The following is a 14,822-nucleotide window of genomic DNA, read 5'->3' on the forward strand; positions in this document are numbered from 1 at the left end:
CGTCACCATCGAGGACAACCAGTCGCGCGTTCTGGCCTACTCGTCCGGCCAGGACCTCACCGACCCGACCCGTGTCTCCACCATCGTCGGCCGACGCGTGCCGCCCGAGGTGATCGCGCACTTCCGGGCCCGGGGCATCTTCCGCCGGCATCCACGGTCCAGCGAGCCATTCTTCGAGCCTGACTGTCTGCTTAGGCGTTCAAGCTGAGCCGTGTGGTTAAGGTGCGTGTCCCCCTCGGACGCCAACGTTAAAGCGACGCACAGCGGGGCTATGGCGACTTCAGCCGATCTGGTCTCGTGGTTGTCACTGATGTTGATGCCAGGGTCCGAAACTTGGCGAGTCCCGGAACGGCGCGGACAGTACATACACACTGCCAGGGCAGCTCGGTCACTGGCGAGGTTTTGGTCGCTTGGTCGGGATGGCAGTGAGTGGATCTTCCGGCCACGGATGGCGGGGGTAGCGGGCTCGCAGCTCGGCTCGGACCTGGGGATAGCCCTGCTTCCAGAAAGAGGCGAGGTCGCTCGTGATCGCGACCGGGCGCCGTGCCGGCGACAGTAGGTGCAGAACGACTGGGACACGACCGTCCGCGACGGCTGGAGTGGCAGTCCAGCCGAATACCTCCTGCAGCTTCGCTGCGAGGACCGGCGGCTCGGCACCGTCGTACGCAAGTCGCACCTCGGATCCCGATGGGACCCGGAGCCGTTCCGGTGCGAGTTCGCCGAACCGGGTTGCCGCGGGCCAAGGCAGGAGTCGCCGGAGCGCCGAAGCCACGTCGATGTGGGCAAGATCGCGCGAGCCTCGCACCGAGGCGAGCTCGGTACCCAGCCATTCGTCGAGATCGGCCAGGAGTGTCTCGTCGTCGACCGCAGGCCACGGGCCGCCGAGGTGGGCATGGCAGAACGCGAGCCGCTCCCGCAAGGCGAGTGCGGCCTCCGACCAGCGCAGTACGGACAGGCCGCTGCGCCGGATACCGTCGCGGACAGCCGCTTGGACGAGCAGCCGGTCGGGCTTCGCCAGCGGGACGTCGTTGAGCACGATCGCGCCGAGTGCCTCGACGCGCCGCGTCACGAGCCGGCCCTCGTCCCAGCGGATCTGGTCGGTGGTCGAGACGAGGTCGCCTGCGATGTCTCGTGCGGTCTGCTCATCGATCGGCGCCGCGGAACGGATCCTGGCGTCGGCGCGTCCGGGTGCCCGGTCGGCAACCGCGATCGCCAGCCAGGTCGTGGACCGCAACGGCGATTGCGGATCCAGAGCAGCACCCGTACCACCAGACATCTGGTACGTCGCCGAGTCGACCCCCCGGACCCGCGCGATCCGATCGGGATACGCCAGCCCCACCACGACCCCCACCGCAAGATCATCCGGTACTCCGCGCATCCCGCGACCAGCCGGCCCACGAACTGCCGGCCGCACTCCATCTCCGTCCAACGGGTCGCCGGTCGTCATGCCTCGGCCGAGGCGTTTCGCTTCTTCTCGCCAGCGGGCCGTGGCTCCGCGGTCCTCGCCGCGGCGGAGGGCTCGCCAGCGAGCCGGTAGATCATCGCCGAAGTCGCGGCCGGAGTCGTCCGAGAGCATCGCGACGACCTCGCGGGCCCGGTCGGCGCCGACCCGCGGCGAGCCGTCCAGCAACGCACGAGCCAACCGAGGATGCGCCCCGATCGCCGCCATCCGCCGTCCCCGCTCGGTGATCCGGCCGCCGTCGTCAAGGGCATCGAGGCGGCGCAGCAGTTCGGTGGCCGCGGTCATCGCCACCACTGGCGGCGCCTCGAGCAAGGTCAGACCGTCACCAGCAGGCGCACCCCACGCCGCGAGGTCGAGGGCGAAGCCTGCCAGATCGGCGATCGCGATCTCCGGCGCCGCATGATCGTCGAGATGCGAGTGGTCGGTGGCAGACCAGCACCGATAGACCCGGCCAGGCGCCTCCCGGCCGGCACGACCCGCTCGCTGGTCGGCCGACGATCTCGAAACCCGGCAGGTGACCAACGCACCGAGGCCACGGGATTGATCGGTCCGCGGCTCCCGGGCAAGACCCGAGTCGACCACAACCCTGACCCCGGGCACAGTCAGCGAACTCTCCGCGACCGACGTCGTGACCACGATCCGACGAGTGGCGGCCGAAGCCAACGCGCGGTCCTGTTCAGCCCTTGATTGGCGACCGAACAACGGCAGCACATTCTGACCGGCCAACCGGCGAGTCACACCGTTGACCTCGGCCTCCCCCGGGACGAACACGAGGATGTCGCCGTCGTTCTCGGTCAGCGCACGCTGGACGACGGCCGCGATGTGATCCAGCAGCCGCGGATCGACCCGCCCACCCGGAAGCAGCGGCACGGGGACCGGCGGTGGGGCCCACTCGATCGCCACATCGAACAGCGCCGCGGACGCGGTGATCACCGGCGCCGGAACGTCCGAGCCCAACGCACGACTCAGTCTGATGGTGTCCGCCGTAGCCGACGTCGCAACGATCGCCAGGTCCTCCCGAAGATTCGCCCGGATGTCGATGCAGAGCGCGAGCAGTAGGTCGGCATCAAGGTGCCGCTCGTGGCACTCGTCGATCACGATCGCGGCGACACCCGGCAACTCCGGGTTCTGCTGCAGACGCCGTACGAGGAGCCCTGTGGTCACCACCTCGACACGGAGTCCCTGGCCGCCGCTGCGTTCACCGCGCATCGCGTAGCCGATCCGGAGCCCGAGCGGCTCGCCGGCCAGCGTCGCCAGCCGGACCGCAGCCGCGCGGGTTGCCATCCTTCGCGGCTCGGCGACGATGATCGTGCCGCCGAGCGCATCGCCCAGCGCAAGCGGCAACAGCGAGGTCTTCCCCGATCCAGGCGGCGCAACCAACACCGCAGTACCGCGCGAACGCACTGCATCGACCGTGGCAGGAAGAACCGCCCGGACAGGCAGATCCGCCCCCGGCACCGACGATTCAGGCAGCAACACGCCTCGACGCTAGCCGACCCCACCACAGAACCCTCGACAACCCGGTCCACAGCCCCATGAACAACCCATTCTCCGGACACCGACTGGACCAGGCGGGAACGACTGCTCCGCGCGGACATCGTGGCGCATCGCCGACGAGTGACCGCAGCTGGTCAGCGCGGTGGACGGAGTACTGCGAACGGGTCCGTGACGGTCAGCTCGCGGGCCACGAACGTGTAGACGGTCGCTGGACGGCCGCCGCTCTGGCCGGGGCTGGCTCGCCGCTCGGTCGGCTCGATCACGTGCCGCCGCGTCAGGACGCGGGTGAGATTGGTGGCGCCGAGCTCATAGCCGAGTGCGGCACCGAACAGATCACGTAGCTCCGCGATGGTGAACTCCAGCGGAGCCAGCGCGAAACCGATGTTCGTGTACGACAGTTTCGCGCGCAACCGCGCGACCGCGGCATCGATGAAGTAGTGATGATCGAACGCGGTCCGCGGCAGCTCGTCGACGGAGTGCCACTGCGTGTCGGACGGAAGCTTCGGCTGAACGTCGGACGGAACAAGTCCCAGATAGCCCGTCGCCAGCACGCGGGCCCGCGGATCACGATCGATCGCACTGTGCGTGGCCAGCTGTTCGAGGTGCGCGACGTCACGAACGTCGACCTTCGTCGCAAGGTGCCCAGTGATGGCCTCCCGCAGCCGCTCTGTGGGCTCGACCCCGCCGCCGGGAAGCGCCCAGCGGCCGCGGTACGGGCTCCGTGCGCGTTTCCACAGCAGCACGCACAGCCTGCCGTCGCGAACGGACAGGACCACGGCGAGCACCTCGTGTGGGTAACTGGGGAAGTTAACCGGATCACCTTTCTTGGCTGTGGGCACGAGGCCGATGGTAGCGTGCAGCTAGTTATCGCCTCGGAAGCGAAAACATCACGGAGAGCAGGGCAGCAGATGCAACTGACGACGGAGACGGTCCGGACCGCGGTGGCGGCCGCACTGATCGAGGACCAGGCGGCAGACGATGTCACCACCCGATGGAGCGTCCCGGAGGCGCTGGAGGCCGAGGCGACGATGATCGCCAAGCAGTCCGGTCGCGTGGCCGGTCTGACTGCTGTACAGGAGGTGTATGCCGCCGTCGATCCCACCGTGACGGTGCGGACGGCTGTTGCCGACGGTGATCCGGTTGTCCCGGGGCAACCGCTGGCGTGGATCAGCGGGGCAGCGCGGTCGATCATCACCGGCGAGCGGGTGGCGCTGAACTTCGCACAACGGATGTCGGGCATCGCAACCCTCACGTCGGCGTTCGTTGCAGCGATCGATGGGCGCCCGATCGCGCTCCTCGACACCCGAAAGACAGCACCCGGCCTCCGGGCCATGGACAAGTACGCCGTGCGTTGCGGCGGCGGGACCAACCACCGGCTCGACCTGTCGGCCATGGTGCTGCTCAAGGAGAACCATCTCGCCGCGGCCGGCGGCGTCCTCCCGGCCGTTCGCCGGGTCCGGGACGGCATGGCCGCCGAAAACAACTGCATGGCGATCGAGGTCGAAGTCACCACTGCCGAGGAGGCCCGCGAAGCGCTGGACTGCCAGGTCGAGTGGATCCTGCTGGACAACATGCCGGTCGAGCAGATGGCTCTGATCGTCGAGCGGCGCAACACCTCCCGATCCGCCACCCGGCTCGAGGCCTCCGGCAACATCACCGTGGACACCATTGCGGAGGTCGCCGCCACCGGCGTCGATGCCATTTCGGTCGGCGCCCTGACCCACTCCCCTACCGCACTTGACATCAGTCTGCTGGTGACCCGCAGCCACGGGTGAACCAGGGATCGGCACGGCATCACCATGCCCAGTTATCGCTTGCTAAGCGAAAACCTCCCGAAAGAAGGATCTGTTGTGACCGTTGGTCAGCGCACGGCAATCAGCTGGCAGGAAGAGGTACGGCGCCTCGCCCAGGAGCGAGATGCTGTGATTCTCGCCCACAACTACCAGGAACCGGCGATCCAGGACGTCGCCGACCACGTCGGCGACTCCCTCGCGTTGTCGCGCATCGCGGCCAGTACCGACGCGTCTACGATCGTCTTCTGCGGTGTGCACTTCATGGCGGAGACCGCCAAGCTTCTCAGCCCGGACAAGACCGTGCTGATCCCCACCGCCCGGGCCGGATGTTCGCTGGCGGACACCATCGACGCCGACCAGTTACGGGCCTGGAAGGCCGAGCACCCCGGCGCGGCAGTTGTTGCCTATGTCAACACCAGCGCGGCGGTGAAGGCCGAGGCCGACGTCTGCTGCACGTCGTCCAACGCGGTGGAGGTGGTGAACTCGATTCCGGCGGATCAGCCGATCCTGTTCCTCCCCGACCAGTTCCTCGGAGCACACGTCCGGCGGCAGACCGGCCGGGACAACCTCGAGGTGTGGATGGGCGAGTGCCACGTGCATGCCGGCATCAGCGCGGCCGACCTGCGCGCTCAGGTGGCGGCCGATCCCGAGGCCGAGGTCCTGGTCCATCCCGAGTGCGGCTGCGCGTCGTCCGCGATCTGGCTCGCCGGCGTGGGTGATCTGCCGGCCGAGCGGACCCACATCCTCTCTACCGCCGGCATGCTGGACACTGCCCGCGACCTGACCGCGAAGACAGCCCTGATCGCGACGGAGATCGGCATGCTCCATCAGCTTCGCAAGGTCAACCAGCAGACGAATTTCGTGCCGGTGAACCCGAAGGCCTCGTGCCGCTTCATGAAGATGATCACCCCGGAACTGCTGGTGCGATGCCTGCGCGAAGGCCGCGACGAGATCCAGCTACCGCCCGAGATCGTCGCCCGAGCCCGGCGCTCGGTCGAGCGGATGGTTGCCATCGGCAAACCTGCAGGTGCTCGATGACGCGCACCGTCGACGTGATCGTCATCGGCGCCGGCGTGGCGGGCCTGTCAACCGCGCTCGGTCTCGCCGCGACCCGCGAAGTGCTCCTGCTCAGCGCCGGCGACGGCAGCACGCCCTGGGCACAGGGCGGCGTCTCGGCCGCGTACGGCGAGGACGATCCGCTCGACCACTGGCGCGACACCGATGTCGCGGGCGCGGGCTTCTGCGATCCCCGCAACGTTCGGGCGCTGGTCGAGGAAGGACCGCAGCGACTTGCCGAACTCATCGCTCAAGGGGCTCGCTTCGACCGTGACGACGACGGATCGCTGTCGAGAACCCTGGAGGGCGGCCACAGTCGTCCCCGGGTCGTGCACGCCGGCGGTGACGCCACCGGCGCGGAGGTTCATCGCGCGCTCCGCAGCGCCCTGCAGCGAACCAGCGTTCAGACGATGACCGGACGAACCGTCGGCCTGCTCCAGTCGGACTCCGGAAGCATCGTAGGCGTGCTCGTCGAGACAGGGACTCAGCTCAGGCGGATCGAGGCGCGCGCCGTCGTACTGGCCACCGGCGGTATCGGCAACGCGTACCTGGCCAGCACCAATCCCGCGACGGTGCGCGGTGACGGGATCGCCTTGGCGCTGCGGGCCGGCGCGTCGCTGGTGGACATGGAGTTCGTCCAGTTCCATCCGACCGCGCTCTACACCGGTGAGACGAACGGTCAGTTGCCCCTGGTCACCGAGGCCGTTCGCGGTGAAGGCGCCGTACTGCGCGACATCCATGGCCGTAGGATCATGGCCGGACGGCACTCGCGAGCCGACCTGGCCCCACGGGACGTCGTCGCACGAGCGATCGAGGCGACGATGCGCCGCGACGGGTCCGACCACGTCTGGCTGGACGCGACATGCGTCGCGCCCGACGTCCTCCGACAGCGATTCCCGACTGTACTGGCCTCCTGCGCACGCATCGGGGTCGACCTGCTGTCCGAGCAGATCCCGGTCGCACCGGCCGAACACTTCCTGTGCGGCGGCGTTCGAACCGACCGCGACGGCGCAACCGATGTACCAGGCCTGTACGCCGTCGGCGAGGTCGCCGCAACCGGAGTACACGGGGCCAACAGGCTCGCCTCCAACAGCCTGCTGGAGGGACTGGTCTTCGGGCGGCGGGTGGCAACGGCGCTGACCCTCGATCTCCCCTCGATGGACCGAGGTCGTTCACACGAGCTCGCGCTGGGCGAGGATCGCGAACCGGAGCGGATTCGCTCGATCCTGACCAGGTACGCCGGTATCCGTCGCGACGGCGCAGGCCTGAACGCCGCCGCTGACGAGCTCGAGACCGTAGGCACCGGACCGCTCGCGACGGTGGCGCGATCTGTCATCGTGGCAGCGACAGCACGACAGGACAGCCGCGGCTGCCACTGGCGCTCCGACCATCCCCACTCCGACGAGCGCTGGGACGAGCACATCGTCGTACGGCTCGACGAAGATGGCCGCCCGACCACCCGGCAACTGCTCCACGCAGCCACGCGGTGACGGGTCACCGGCCTCCGAGGTCCAGCGCTCTTTGCGGTCCCCTACGGAGGTCGAAACGGTTAGGCTCCGCCTGAGGGCGCCGGGCGCAATTACCTTTCGAGGAAGGTACCGGCCCCGGCTGTGCTGGACATCAAAGGGGGATCGTATGACGGAGCCGTCCAACGCCTGGCAGCTCGACGCAATCACGTACTCCGGGGGCACGCAGGGCGGACCGAGCGCCAACGTGAAGCTGTCCCACGCTGGGGAACAGGTCCACGCCGAGGGTTCTGGCACCGGGCTCATCGACGCGGTGTGCCATTCGATCTCGCAGGCGACGGGCGTGGAGGCGCGGGTGGTCGCGTTCCGGGCCTACTCAGTCGGCCCGGGCAGCGAGGCTGTCGGAGAAGTCGAGCTCGAGGTGGAGCTGCCGCGCCGTCGGGTGACGGTCCGGGCGTCGTCCACCGATGTCGTCGAGGCCGCCGGGCTTGCCCTCGTCGCGGCCATCAACCAGTTCAACGCAAAGCCGCCGGCACGAGGCTGAGTCCGGCAAAGTGGCCACATCCAACGAAGTACAAGCCGTGGTCTTCGACCTGGACGGCGTCCTGGTCGACTCCGAGCCGCTCTGGGACGAGGTACGGCGAGCTGTCGTCGCAGACGCCGGTCGAGCCTGGCCCACGGACGCGACCCAGGCTCTGCAGGGCATGAGTACGCCGGAATGGTCCGCATACCTGGTCGATGTCATCGGCGTACCCGGCCGGCCACAGGACGTGGCCGCAATGGTCATCGACGCCATGGTCGCCCGCTACCGTAAGAACCTGCCGCTGTTACCCGGAGCCATCGAGGCCGTGGAGCGGCTCGCGAACCACTGGCCGTTGGGCCTGGCGTCATCGTCACCCCGGCAGCTGATCGCGACCGTGCTCGACTCCGCCGACCTGACCAGCCGCTTCCAGGTCACGGTCTCCACCGAGGAAGTCACGGCAGGCAAACCCTCACCAGCGGTCTACAACGACGTCGTACGACGGCTGACAGCCGACGCGTCCCGAGTCGTCGCGATCGAGGACTCCAGCAACGGCCTCCGCTCCGCATCCGCAGCAGGAGTCCGCGTCATCGCCATTCCCAATCCGACCTACCCACCCCAGCCAGACGCCCTCGCCCTGGCAAGCACTGTCGTCGCATCTCTTGACGACGTCACCCAGGCACTCGTCGCATCACTGGTCCCTCAGGCCTGAGCTGTCTGATCAGGCGAGGGCCGCATCCTTGCTAGCGGGTGAAGGGCTTGCCGGCAATGACCACCCGGACGATGCGGGGTTCGGCGAGGAGGATGGCCGCCATGGCTTCGGCGTTCGCCCGACCGGGGTCGCGCGCGTACTCGATGACGATGGTGCTGCCGAGTGGGTAGTTCTCCAGGTCCGCGCGGGCCTCGGCGAGGTGCCTGGTGGCGGTCGCCTTGGCGACCTTGTTGACGCCGGCCGCGTCCACGTCGCCGGAGGTGAGGTTGTAGTCCTTCCGCTCCACCCAGGTCCGGGGTTTGGTCATCACCGACCCGTCCGCGATCTCCTCGGGCCGGACGCGCGGGATGGCCTCGTCGGGGATCGTGTACCCCGACTTGCCCGATCCCTTGACGATCTTGCGGTTCAGCCATCTGGTCGGCTCGCTCGGCTGACCCCGGCCCAGCGCCAGTGCCTCCCACAATTGGCCGCGCTTGGCCGAGCGCCAGCCGGAGTCCAGCCGGGCCGCGTCCGCGACGGTGTCGAAGTCCTCCAGCAGTTGTTGCCGCTCCGGCGGGAGCAACTCGGAGTACTCGCCGGCGCGGGCGCGCTCCACCGTCTGGAACAGCGCCGCCCGCAGTTGGCGCTCCTCGGTGTTCAGCGCGCCGCCCTCCGGCGGATGGTCCTTGGCGTACTCGTTCGCCTGCCGCTGGTACTCGCGCCACGACGGGTCGGTCAGGTCGGGCTCGATCTGTACGCCGGGACGCTCCCGCGGGCCGACCAGCTTGTCGAGCGACCGGAACGTCCGTCCCCGGGAGGTCCGGATCTTGTTGATCAGTACGTCGGCGCCGGTGGTTCCGGTTCCGGTGCCGGGCTCGGTGGCAGCCTTGTCGAGGGCCTTCAGGACGCGATCGACGTCCGCACGCGACCGCGCCATCCGGACAGCCTGGGTCGTGCCGCGCTGGAGTCCGACGACGTCGAGCAGCACCTGGCCGCCGTACGTCTCCACCAGCCGGCAGGCGGCGGCGTTGCGCCCGAGAGCCTGGTAGAACGCGACCGGCTGGCCGCCCATCGCGGGATCGCCGACCGCCCGCAGGAAGCTGCCCATGTTCTCGGGCGGGACGGCCGCGATCACCCGGGCGAGTGCGGTCTTGTAGCGCGGCGGGAAGGTGTTGGCGAGCCTGCGCAGTCCCGCCTCGGCCCGGCCGTCCTGCATCGCCAGCTCGATCGCGCGCGCATGGGCCACCTCAGCGGCCGTGGCCTCTGCCACCGTCTCCGCGGCCGTGGGTTCCGCTCCCTTCGGCTCGGCGGCCGGAGGTTCGGCGCCCTTCGTCGCCTCAGGCCGCTCGGCAGCTCCGCCACGAGCCTTGGCCAGTCGCCCGGACACCTCCTGAAGCCATTTCACCCGGGCCGGGACTGTCGCCTCGGGCACGGGCTCCCCGCCCGCCGTCTGAGCCACCGGAGTCTCGGTCACCCGCTCGACGAACGTCACCCTGCCCTTGCCGGGCAGCTCGACCTCGATCACCGTCTTGCCGCTGCCGACGACCCGTTCCGACGTCTTCACATACCCGCCGCGATCCAGGTAGCCCGTCAGCTCGCCGCCCTTTCCGGCGGCGAAACTCCAGCTCGTGCTCTCGCCGGTCGGCTGCAGTCCGACACTCGCCTCCATCCCCGGCAGCAGCTCGACCAGCGTGGTCTCCCTGGCCTGCGCCAGTACGCCCGTGACCTCGTCGCCGAGTTGCCGCAGGTCGATCGACGGATCGCTCCGGACGTCCTCGACCAGACGGTTCAGATCGGCGTCCAGCTGTCTGGCCTGCTCCTTGAGGTCGGCGACCTCCTCCGCCGTCGCCTCCGGATTCGCCTTCATCCGTTCGCGGACCTCGAGTTCCAGCGCCGTACGGCGAGCGGCCAGTTCGGCGGCCTGGGCACGGTACTTCGCGCTGAACCGGCTGAAGGCGGACGTCAGATTCCTCTCGAGCCGCGTCATCACCGGCTTCAGCGGCGTCATCGTGGCCGTCATCGCGGTCATCATCACCAGGTTCTGCGCGGACATCATGCCGAACTCGGACAGCGTCATCGTGCGGCCTTCCTCGACCGCGAACCGGACGTACCCGAACGCCTCCAGCGCGACGAACGCGGTCGCCTGCTCGAGCACGAACTTCCCGGCCGCCCGGTTGATCGCGAACGCCTCGATCAGGCCCTTGGCCAGCTTCGAGGCACCGTGCATGACGCCGAACATGCCCAGGTTCCAGAGGAACTCGCCCCAGAACGAGCCCTTCGGCTCCATCCCCGGGAACAGCGCGCTCAGCTCGCGCGAGATCGCGGTGAAGACCAGGGCCTCGGCGCCGAGCTTGATCACCCAGGTCGCGTTCAGGACGACCCCGGCGGCCGTACTGGTCTGCACCGCGGCGGCGCTGCCGGCGATGGCCGTCGCCGCGGCGCTGCCGGCCGCGCTGATCGCGAGCCCGACGCCGGCCGTCACCACCGCGGCGATCAGCATGATGGCCAGACCGATGATCAGGTGCGACCACATCACGATCGACGGCAGCACGCGGTAGAACTCCTGCACCGCCGAGTCCGCCCGGTGGTCCCGCAACAGCACCTCGAGGTACGGCAGGTCCTTGTCGGTCGCGGCCTGCCTCAGCTGACCGAGCCGGGCGGCGATCCGGTCCACGCCCTCGTAGCCCCACAACGCCGAGTTCCCCTTCAGGTACTCGAACGCCTGGACCGCGCTGTCCCACTCCCCCAGTGCCTCGATGCTTGCCGCCAGCAACTGTGCGTCCTGGTCGAAGCTCGCTTCGAGCGACGGCAGCCGCGGGTCACCGGCCAGCCTGGCCTGCTCGACCGCCTTGGCCCGTTCGGTCAGCTGGTCCAGATCGCCCTGCAACGACATCGCCCAGTCGTTGATGTCACTGATCGAGCCCTGGATCTGCGGGTACTTCGACCATCGCCGCTGGTAGTAGGTCAACTTGAACTGGGTCAGCACCCGCGGCAGCGCCGCGTTGCGTTCGTCGGCCGTCCTCAGCGCGGGGAGCGCCTCGGCGGTGAGGATCTTCTCGGCGGCGTCGCGATAGTCACGCCGTACCTCGTCGATCGCGCCGAGCGCACCAGTCAGGTCGTACCCGGCCAGCTGGGAGTTCGCGCGTTCCTGGTCCGCGCGGTTCGCCTGCAGTGCCGCCAGCGCCTCCAGCGCCCGCAGCTGGACGACGTCCGCGCTCGCGATCCGGCGTGACAGCAGGACGGGATCTCGCGGCACCGTCTGCTCGGGGGTCGGTTCCGTCGTTCCCGGCATCCTCAGGATGAACGGCTCGGCCGGTGGTGGGCCACCCGGGCGCTGCAGGCCGAGCCGGGCCAGGACGACGTTGCCGCCACCGAACACCGACGGGAACTGCAGACCACCGGGCCCGATCGACCGCAGACCCTGATCGAGGTCGGGGATCGTCGCCGCGATGCGGTCCTGCCTGGCCTCGAGGATGTCCAGTCGCGCGACCAGTTGCTCGTATTCCAGCACCGGCGCGGCGGCCTCGACGTCCACCGGAGGTGGCGGTGGCGCCGGAGTCAGCCGGCCGGGCGGTACACCCTGCAGGTCCAGTGAGCCGACGGGGAACCCGATGAAGACGTTCGGCCCGAGGCTGGTGAGTGCCGGGAAGCCACGCGGCTGCAGCTCGCCCCGCCGCTCGTACTCCTCGCGCGTCGGCAGGTCCTTGATCTCCCCGTACGTCGGTGGCGAACAGCGCTGGAGTTGCAGGCCCTGGCCCTCGCTGATCGCCGGCCGGGTCAATCCCGCGGCCGCGGCCGGATCGAGCAGCCGCATCGCCGCGAGGTAGCCGGCCTGGTCGGCCTGTCGCTCGAGTGCGTCACTCGCCACGGCCCCCGCCGCCGGGCCGCTCTGCTGGCGGGTATGGGCCAGTTCGTGGGCGAGCACCGCCTCGCCGATCGGCGTACCCGGCCGGTACAGGCCGGTGGCGAAGGTGACGTCGCGGCCCTCGGTCGTCGCGAGCGCTCCCGCGGTGGATCCGTGCCGGATCATCACGTCGGTCAGATCACCGCCGACGACCGGTTCCATCCGGTGGCGTACGTCGACCGGCAGCCGCGTACCCGGGTGTGCCGTCGAGCGGGCCTGCCGCTCGGCCGGACCTTCGCGGGAAGCGGTCGGCCCCGGCCGTCCCGCCGGCGGACTGCTGGTCCGCGAGCCGGCCTTGGGCGAGCCGGCCGTCATCTGATCGCTACCACCTCGCGGCAGGGCGCGGAGAGCGGGCGGAGGACCGAGCGCGCTTCCGCGGGCAGCCACTGTGACACCAGCGCGCAGATCCGTTCGGACGGTCGCAGGCCGAGCTCCCGCATCATCAGGTCGGCGAAGCGGTGGAACTGACCAAGGGCGTCGGCGACGTTGCCCTCGGCCAGGTGGGCGATCATCACGGTCCGGTGCGCGCTCTCCCGCAGCGGGTCCATGGCGATCCCGCGCAGCCCGATCTGGATCGCCTCGGCCATCCGGCCCTGGTCGATCAGCTCCCGCGCGCACTGTTCGAAGGTGTGCAGCCGCAGCTGCCGGACCCGCTCCCGCTCGGTCACCAGCCAGTCGTCGTACCAGTCGGGCAGCAGGTCGTCGTGCAGGACCGCACTCGCCTCGACGTCGTCGATCAGCTCGAGCGTCCGGGCTCCCGAGGTCAGCTCACGCAGGCCGTCCTGGGCGTCGACCCAGACCGACGACATCAACGTGACATGGCTCTTCGACGGCCGGACCAGCTCGCTGTGGATCCGGCGGACACGCCAGATCGAGGATCTCAGGTTGGCCTTGGCACGTTCACCCGACGCGTCCGGCCAGAGCTGGCCGGCCGCGAACGTCCGTTCCACCGGTGCCCCCGTCAGCGCCAGGAAGGCGAGCAGCCGCTGCCCGGCGGGCTGCACCTCCATCACGGCGCCGTCCACCCGCAACTCGAAGCCGTCCAGCAGTCTGAGCCGGACCGCCGGCCGCACCGCGACCGGAGCCACGGCCGCCCTCCCCGGAGCTGTGGTGGTCATCTCTCAATCCCCCCTCGACCAGGACCGAAGTACCCCTCGGCGTGTGGAGTCCCATCGATCGCGGTTTGATGCATGATCCGCCCGTCTTTCCCCGGCAATACGGGTTCGGCGGCGTTTCCCACACCGAGTCGCGCACCGTCGAGACGGAAGTGCACGGCCCATTCCCCAGGTCGCACGTCGAGGCCCGCCAGCGCATCGCCGACGGCCACCAGTTCAGCTTGCGTCCAACGCGGCGACGACAGCGAGACGTGGACGTCGGCCATCTCGCCGTCTTGTGTCCCACCCGGTAGCAGCAGGCTGACGGCCACCCGCAGTCCGGCCCGGGTGACATCGAGAACCGGCCGCTCCGACAGCCCCGTTGCCCGGGCCAGCCGTTCGATCAGCGCCCAGGTTTCGTCGAGTGCGTCCGACCGCGTCAGTGGGCTCGGACGGCGCGACCTCGTGACCATGACACCCGCCACCGCCACCGGTGCCAGCACCGCCCCGGTTGCGACCAGGACCCGCTGGTCGATCCCCGGAATCGCCCACCCCGCGAGGAGTCCGGCACCGGCGAGCTGAATCAGGCACATCCAGCGCGGCCGGCTGAGGCCGGCCGTCATCGGCCGATCGTCAGCGCGCAGCCCCTCGAGGCCGAACCGGACAACGGCGTACGCCGTCAGGAACCAGATCGTCGCCACACCCGGCCGCACTCCGGTCGCGGCCAGCGCCACGACCCCGATCACCAGAAGCGCGGCCGCTTCGATCAGTTGCACCGGCAGCAGCCGGACCCCGGTGAGCCGCGCCGGGAGGCCTGCGCCGGGCGGGTACGTCACTCCGATCCCGGCCGGCACCCCGTAGCAGCAGCCGACCGCCAAGCAGCCGGTCCGGCCGGCGGCAAGGAACACCGTGAGACCGCAGGCCAGCACGTCGAGTCCGCGCAGTACGTCGACGCCCGCCGCCCAGCAGAACCCGGCGACCGCGACCCCGGCGACCCACACGTGCTCGAGCAGGACCAAGGATTCGCGACCGGTGATCGCCCGCCGGGTCAGCCCCCACAGGAAGAACGACACCGCCGCCGCCGCGCTCAGCCCGAGCACCACGATCGGATGCACGCCGGCCCGGATGCCCGCGACCAGCGCGAGCAGCAGCGCGCCGTAGTACCCGGCGATCCCGATCGACCGAAACAACGGCACGCGCCGGCCACCGAGCCGCAGTACAGCGGGATCGGTGCCCGCGGACAGCCGGCGCGCACCGATCCCGGTCGTGTTGCGCAGACCCCCGGTCACCGTTCGACCATGGCGCCGTGGCGTCACGGGACCGTCACCCCGCGCCCCTC

Annotated in this window: 10 protein-coding genes and 1 pseudogene; 6 read left to right on the forward strand and 5 right to left on the reverse strand. The window is 69.7% G+C overall.

Annotated elements, in window-relative coordinates; all coding sequences use genetic code 11:
- Positions 1–208 (forward strand): annotated as a pseudogene (locus ACWCOV_RS34305) (hypothetical protein); the annotation flags it as partial.
- 180 nt (positions 209–388) lie between these two features.
- Here the strand turns inward: ACWCOV_RS34305 and hrpB are convergent.
- Complete coding sequence (hrpB, locus tag ACWCOV_RS34310; protein WP_449833549.1) at positions 389–2,920, reverse strand: ATP-dependent helicase HrpB; 2,532 nt, start codon at positions 2,918–2,920, stop codon at positions 389–391.
- 173 nt (positions 2,921–3,093) lie between these two features.
- Positions 3,094–3,735 (reverse strand): NUDIX hydrolase, encoded by a 642-nt coding sequence (locus ACWCOV_RS34315; protein WP_449833518.1) that lies wholly within the window; start codon positions 3,733–3,735, stop codon positions 3,094–3,096.
- 12 nt (positions 3,736–3,747) lie between these two features.
- Between ACWCOV_RS34315 and nadC the strand changes: the two genes are divergently transcribed.
- From nadC to ACWCOV_RS34340, 5 genes are all read left to right on the forward strand, one after another.
- Positions 3,748–4,734 (forward strand): carboxylating nicotinate-nucleotide diphosphorylase, encoded by a 987-nt coding sequence (nadC, locus tag ACWCOV_RS34320; protein WP_449833519.1) that lies wholly within the window; start codon positions 3,748–3,750, stop codon positions 4,732–4,734.
- 75 nt (positions 4,735–4,809) lie between these two features.
- The gene (nadA, locus tag ACWCOV_RS34325) at positions 4,810–5,790 is read left to right on the forward strand and encodes a quinolinate synthase NadA (RefSeq protein WP_449833520.1); all 981 of its coding nucleotides are present in this window, start codon (positions 4,810–4,812) and stop codon (positions 5,788–5,790) included.
- Positions 5,787–7,298: an L-aspartate oxidase gene (gene nadB / locus ACWCOV_RS34330; RefSeq protein WP_449833521.1), complete on the forward strand. Its 1,512-nt coding sequence runs from the start codon at positions 5,787–5,789 to the stop codon at positions 7,296–7,298. Before nadA ends, nadB begins: the two co-directional genes overlap by 4 nt.
- A 145-nt stretch (positions 7,299–7,443) precedes the next feature.
- Positions 7,444–7,818, forward strand: coding sequence for an alpha-isopropylmalate synthase regulatory domain-containing protein (locus tag ACWCOV_RS34335; RefSeq protein ID WP_449833522.1), 375 nt, complete (start codon positions 7,444–7,446; stop codon positions 7,816–7,818).
- 10 nt (positions 7,819–7,828) lie between these two features.
- Entirely contained in the window at positions 7,829–8,506 is a 678-nt protein-coding gene (locus ACWCOV_RS34340; protein WP_449833523.1) for an HAD family hydrolase, read from the forward strand.
- Positions 8,507–8,537: 31 nt separating this feature from the next.
- Here the strand turns inward: ACWCOV_RS34340 and ACWCOV_RS34345 are convergent, their stop codons facing one another.
- From ACWCOV_RS34345 to ACWCOV_RS34355, 3 genes are read right to left on the reverse strand one after another with little or no spacing between them, the layout of a single operon-like run.
- Positions 8,538–12,704 carry an eCIS core domain-containing protein gene (locus ACWCOV_RS34345; RefSeq protein WP_449833524.1) on the reverse strand — a complete coding sequence of 1,389 codons (4,167 nt, stop codon included), beginning with the start codon at positions 12,702–12,704 and terminating at the stop codon, positions 8,538–8,540.
- Positions 12,701–13,507: an AfsR/SARP family transcriptional regulator gene (locus ACWCOV_RS34350; protein ID WP_449833525.1), complete on the reverse strand. Its 807-nt coding sequence runs from the start codon at positions 13,505–13,507 to the stop codon at positions 12,701–12,703. Before ACWCOV_RS34350 ends, ACWCOV_RS34345 begins: the two co-directional genes overlap by 4 nt.
- On the reverse strand, positions 13,504–14,772 hold the full coding sequence (locus ACWCOV_RS34355) for a prolipoprotein diacylglyceryl transferase family protein (RefSeq protein WP_449833526.1): 1,269 nt from the start codon (positions 14,770–14,772) through the stop codon (positions 13,504–13,506). Before ACWCOV_RS34355 ends, ACWCOV_RS34350 begins: the two co-directional genes overlap by 4 nt.
- Between the last annotated feature and the right edge of the window lie 50 nt (positions 14,773–14,822).

This window comes from Kribbella sp. NPDC002412 (assembly GCF_053592935.1).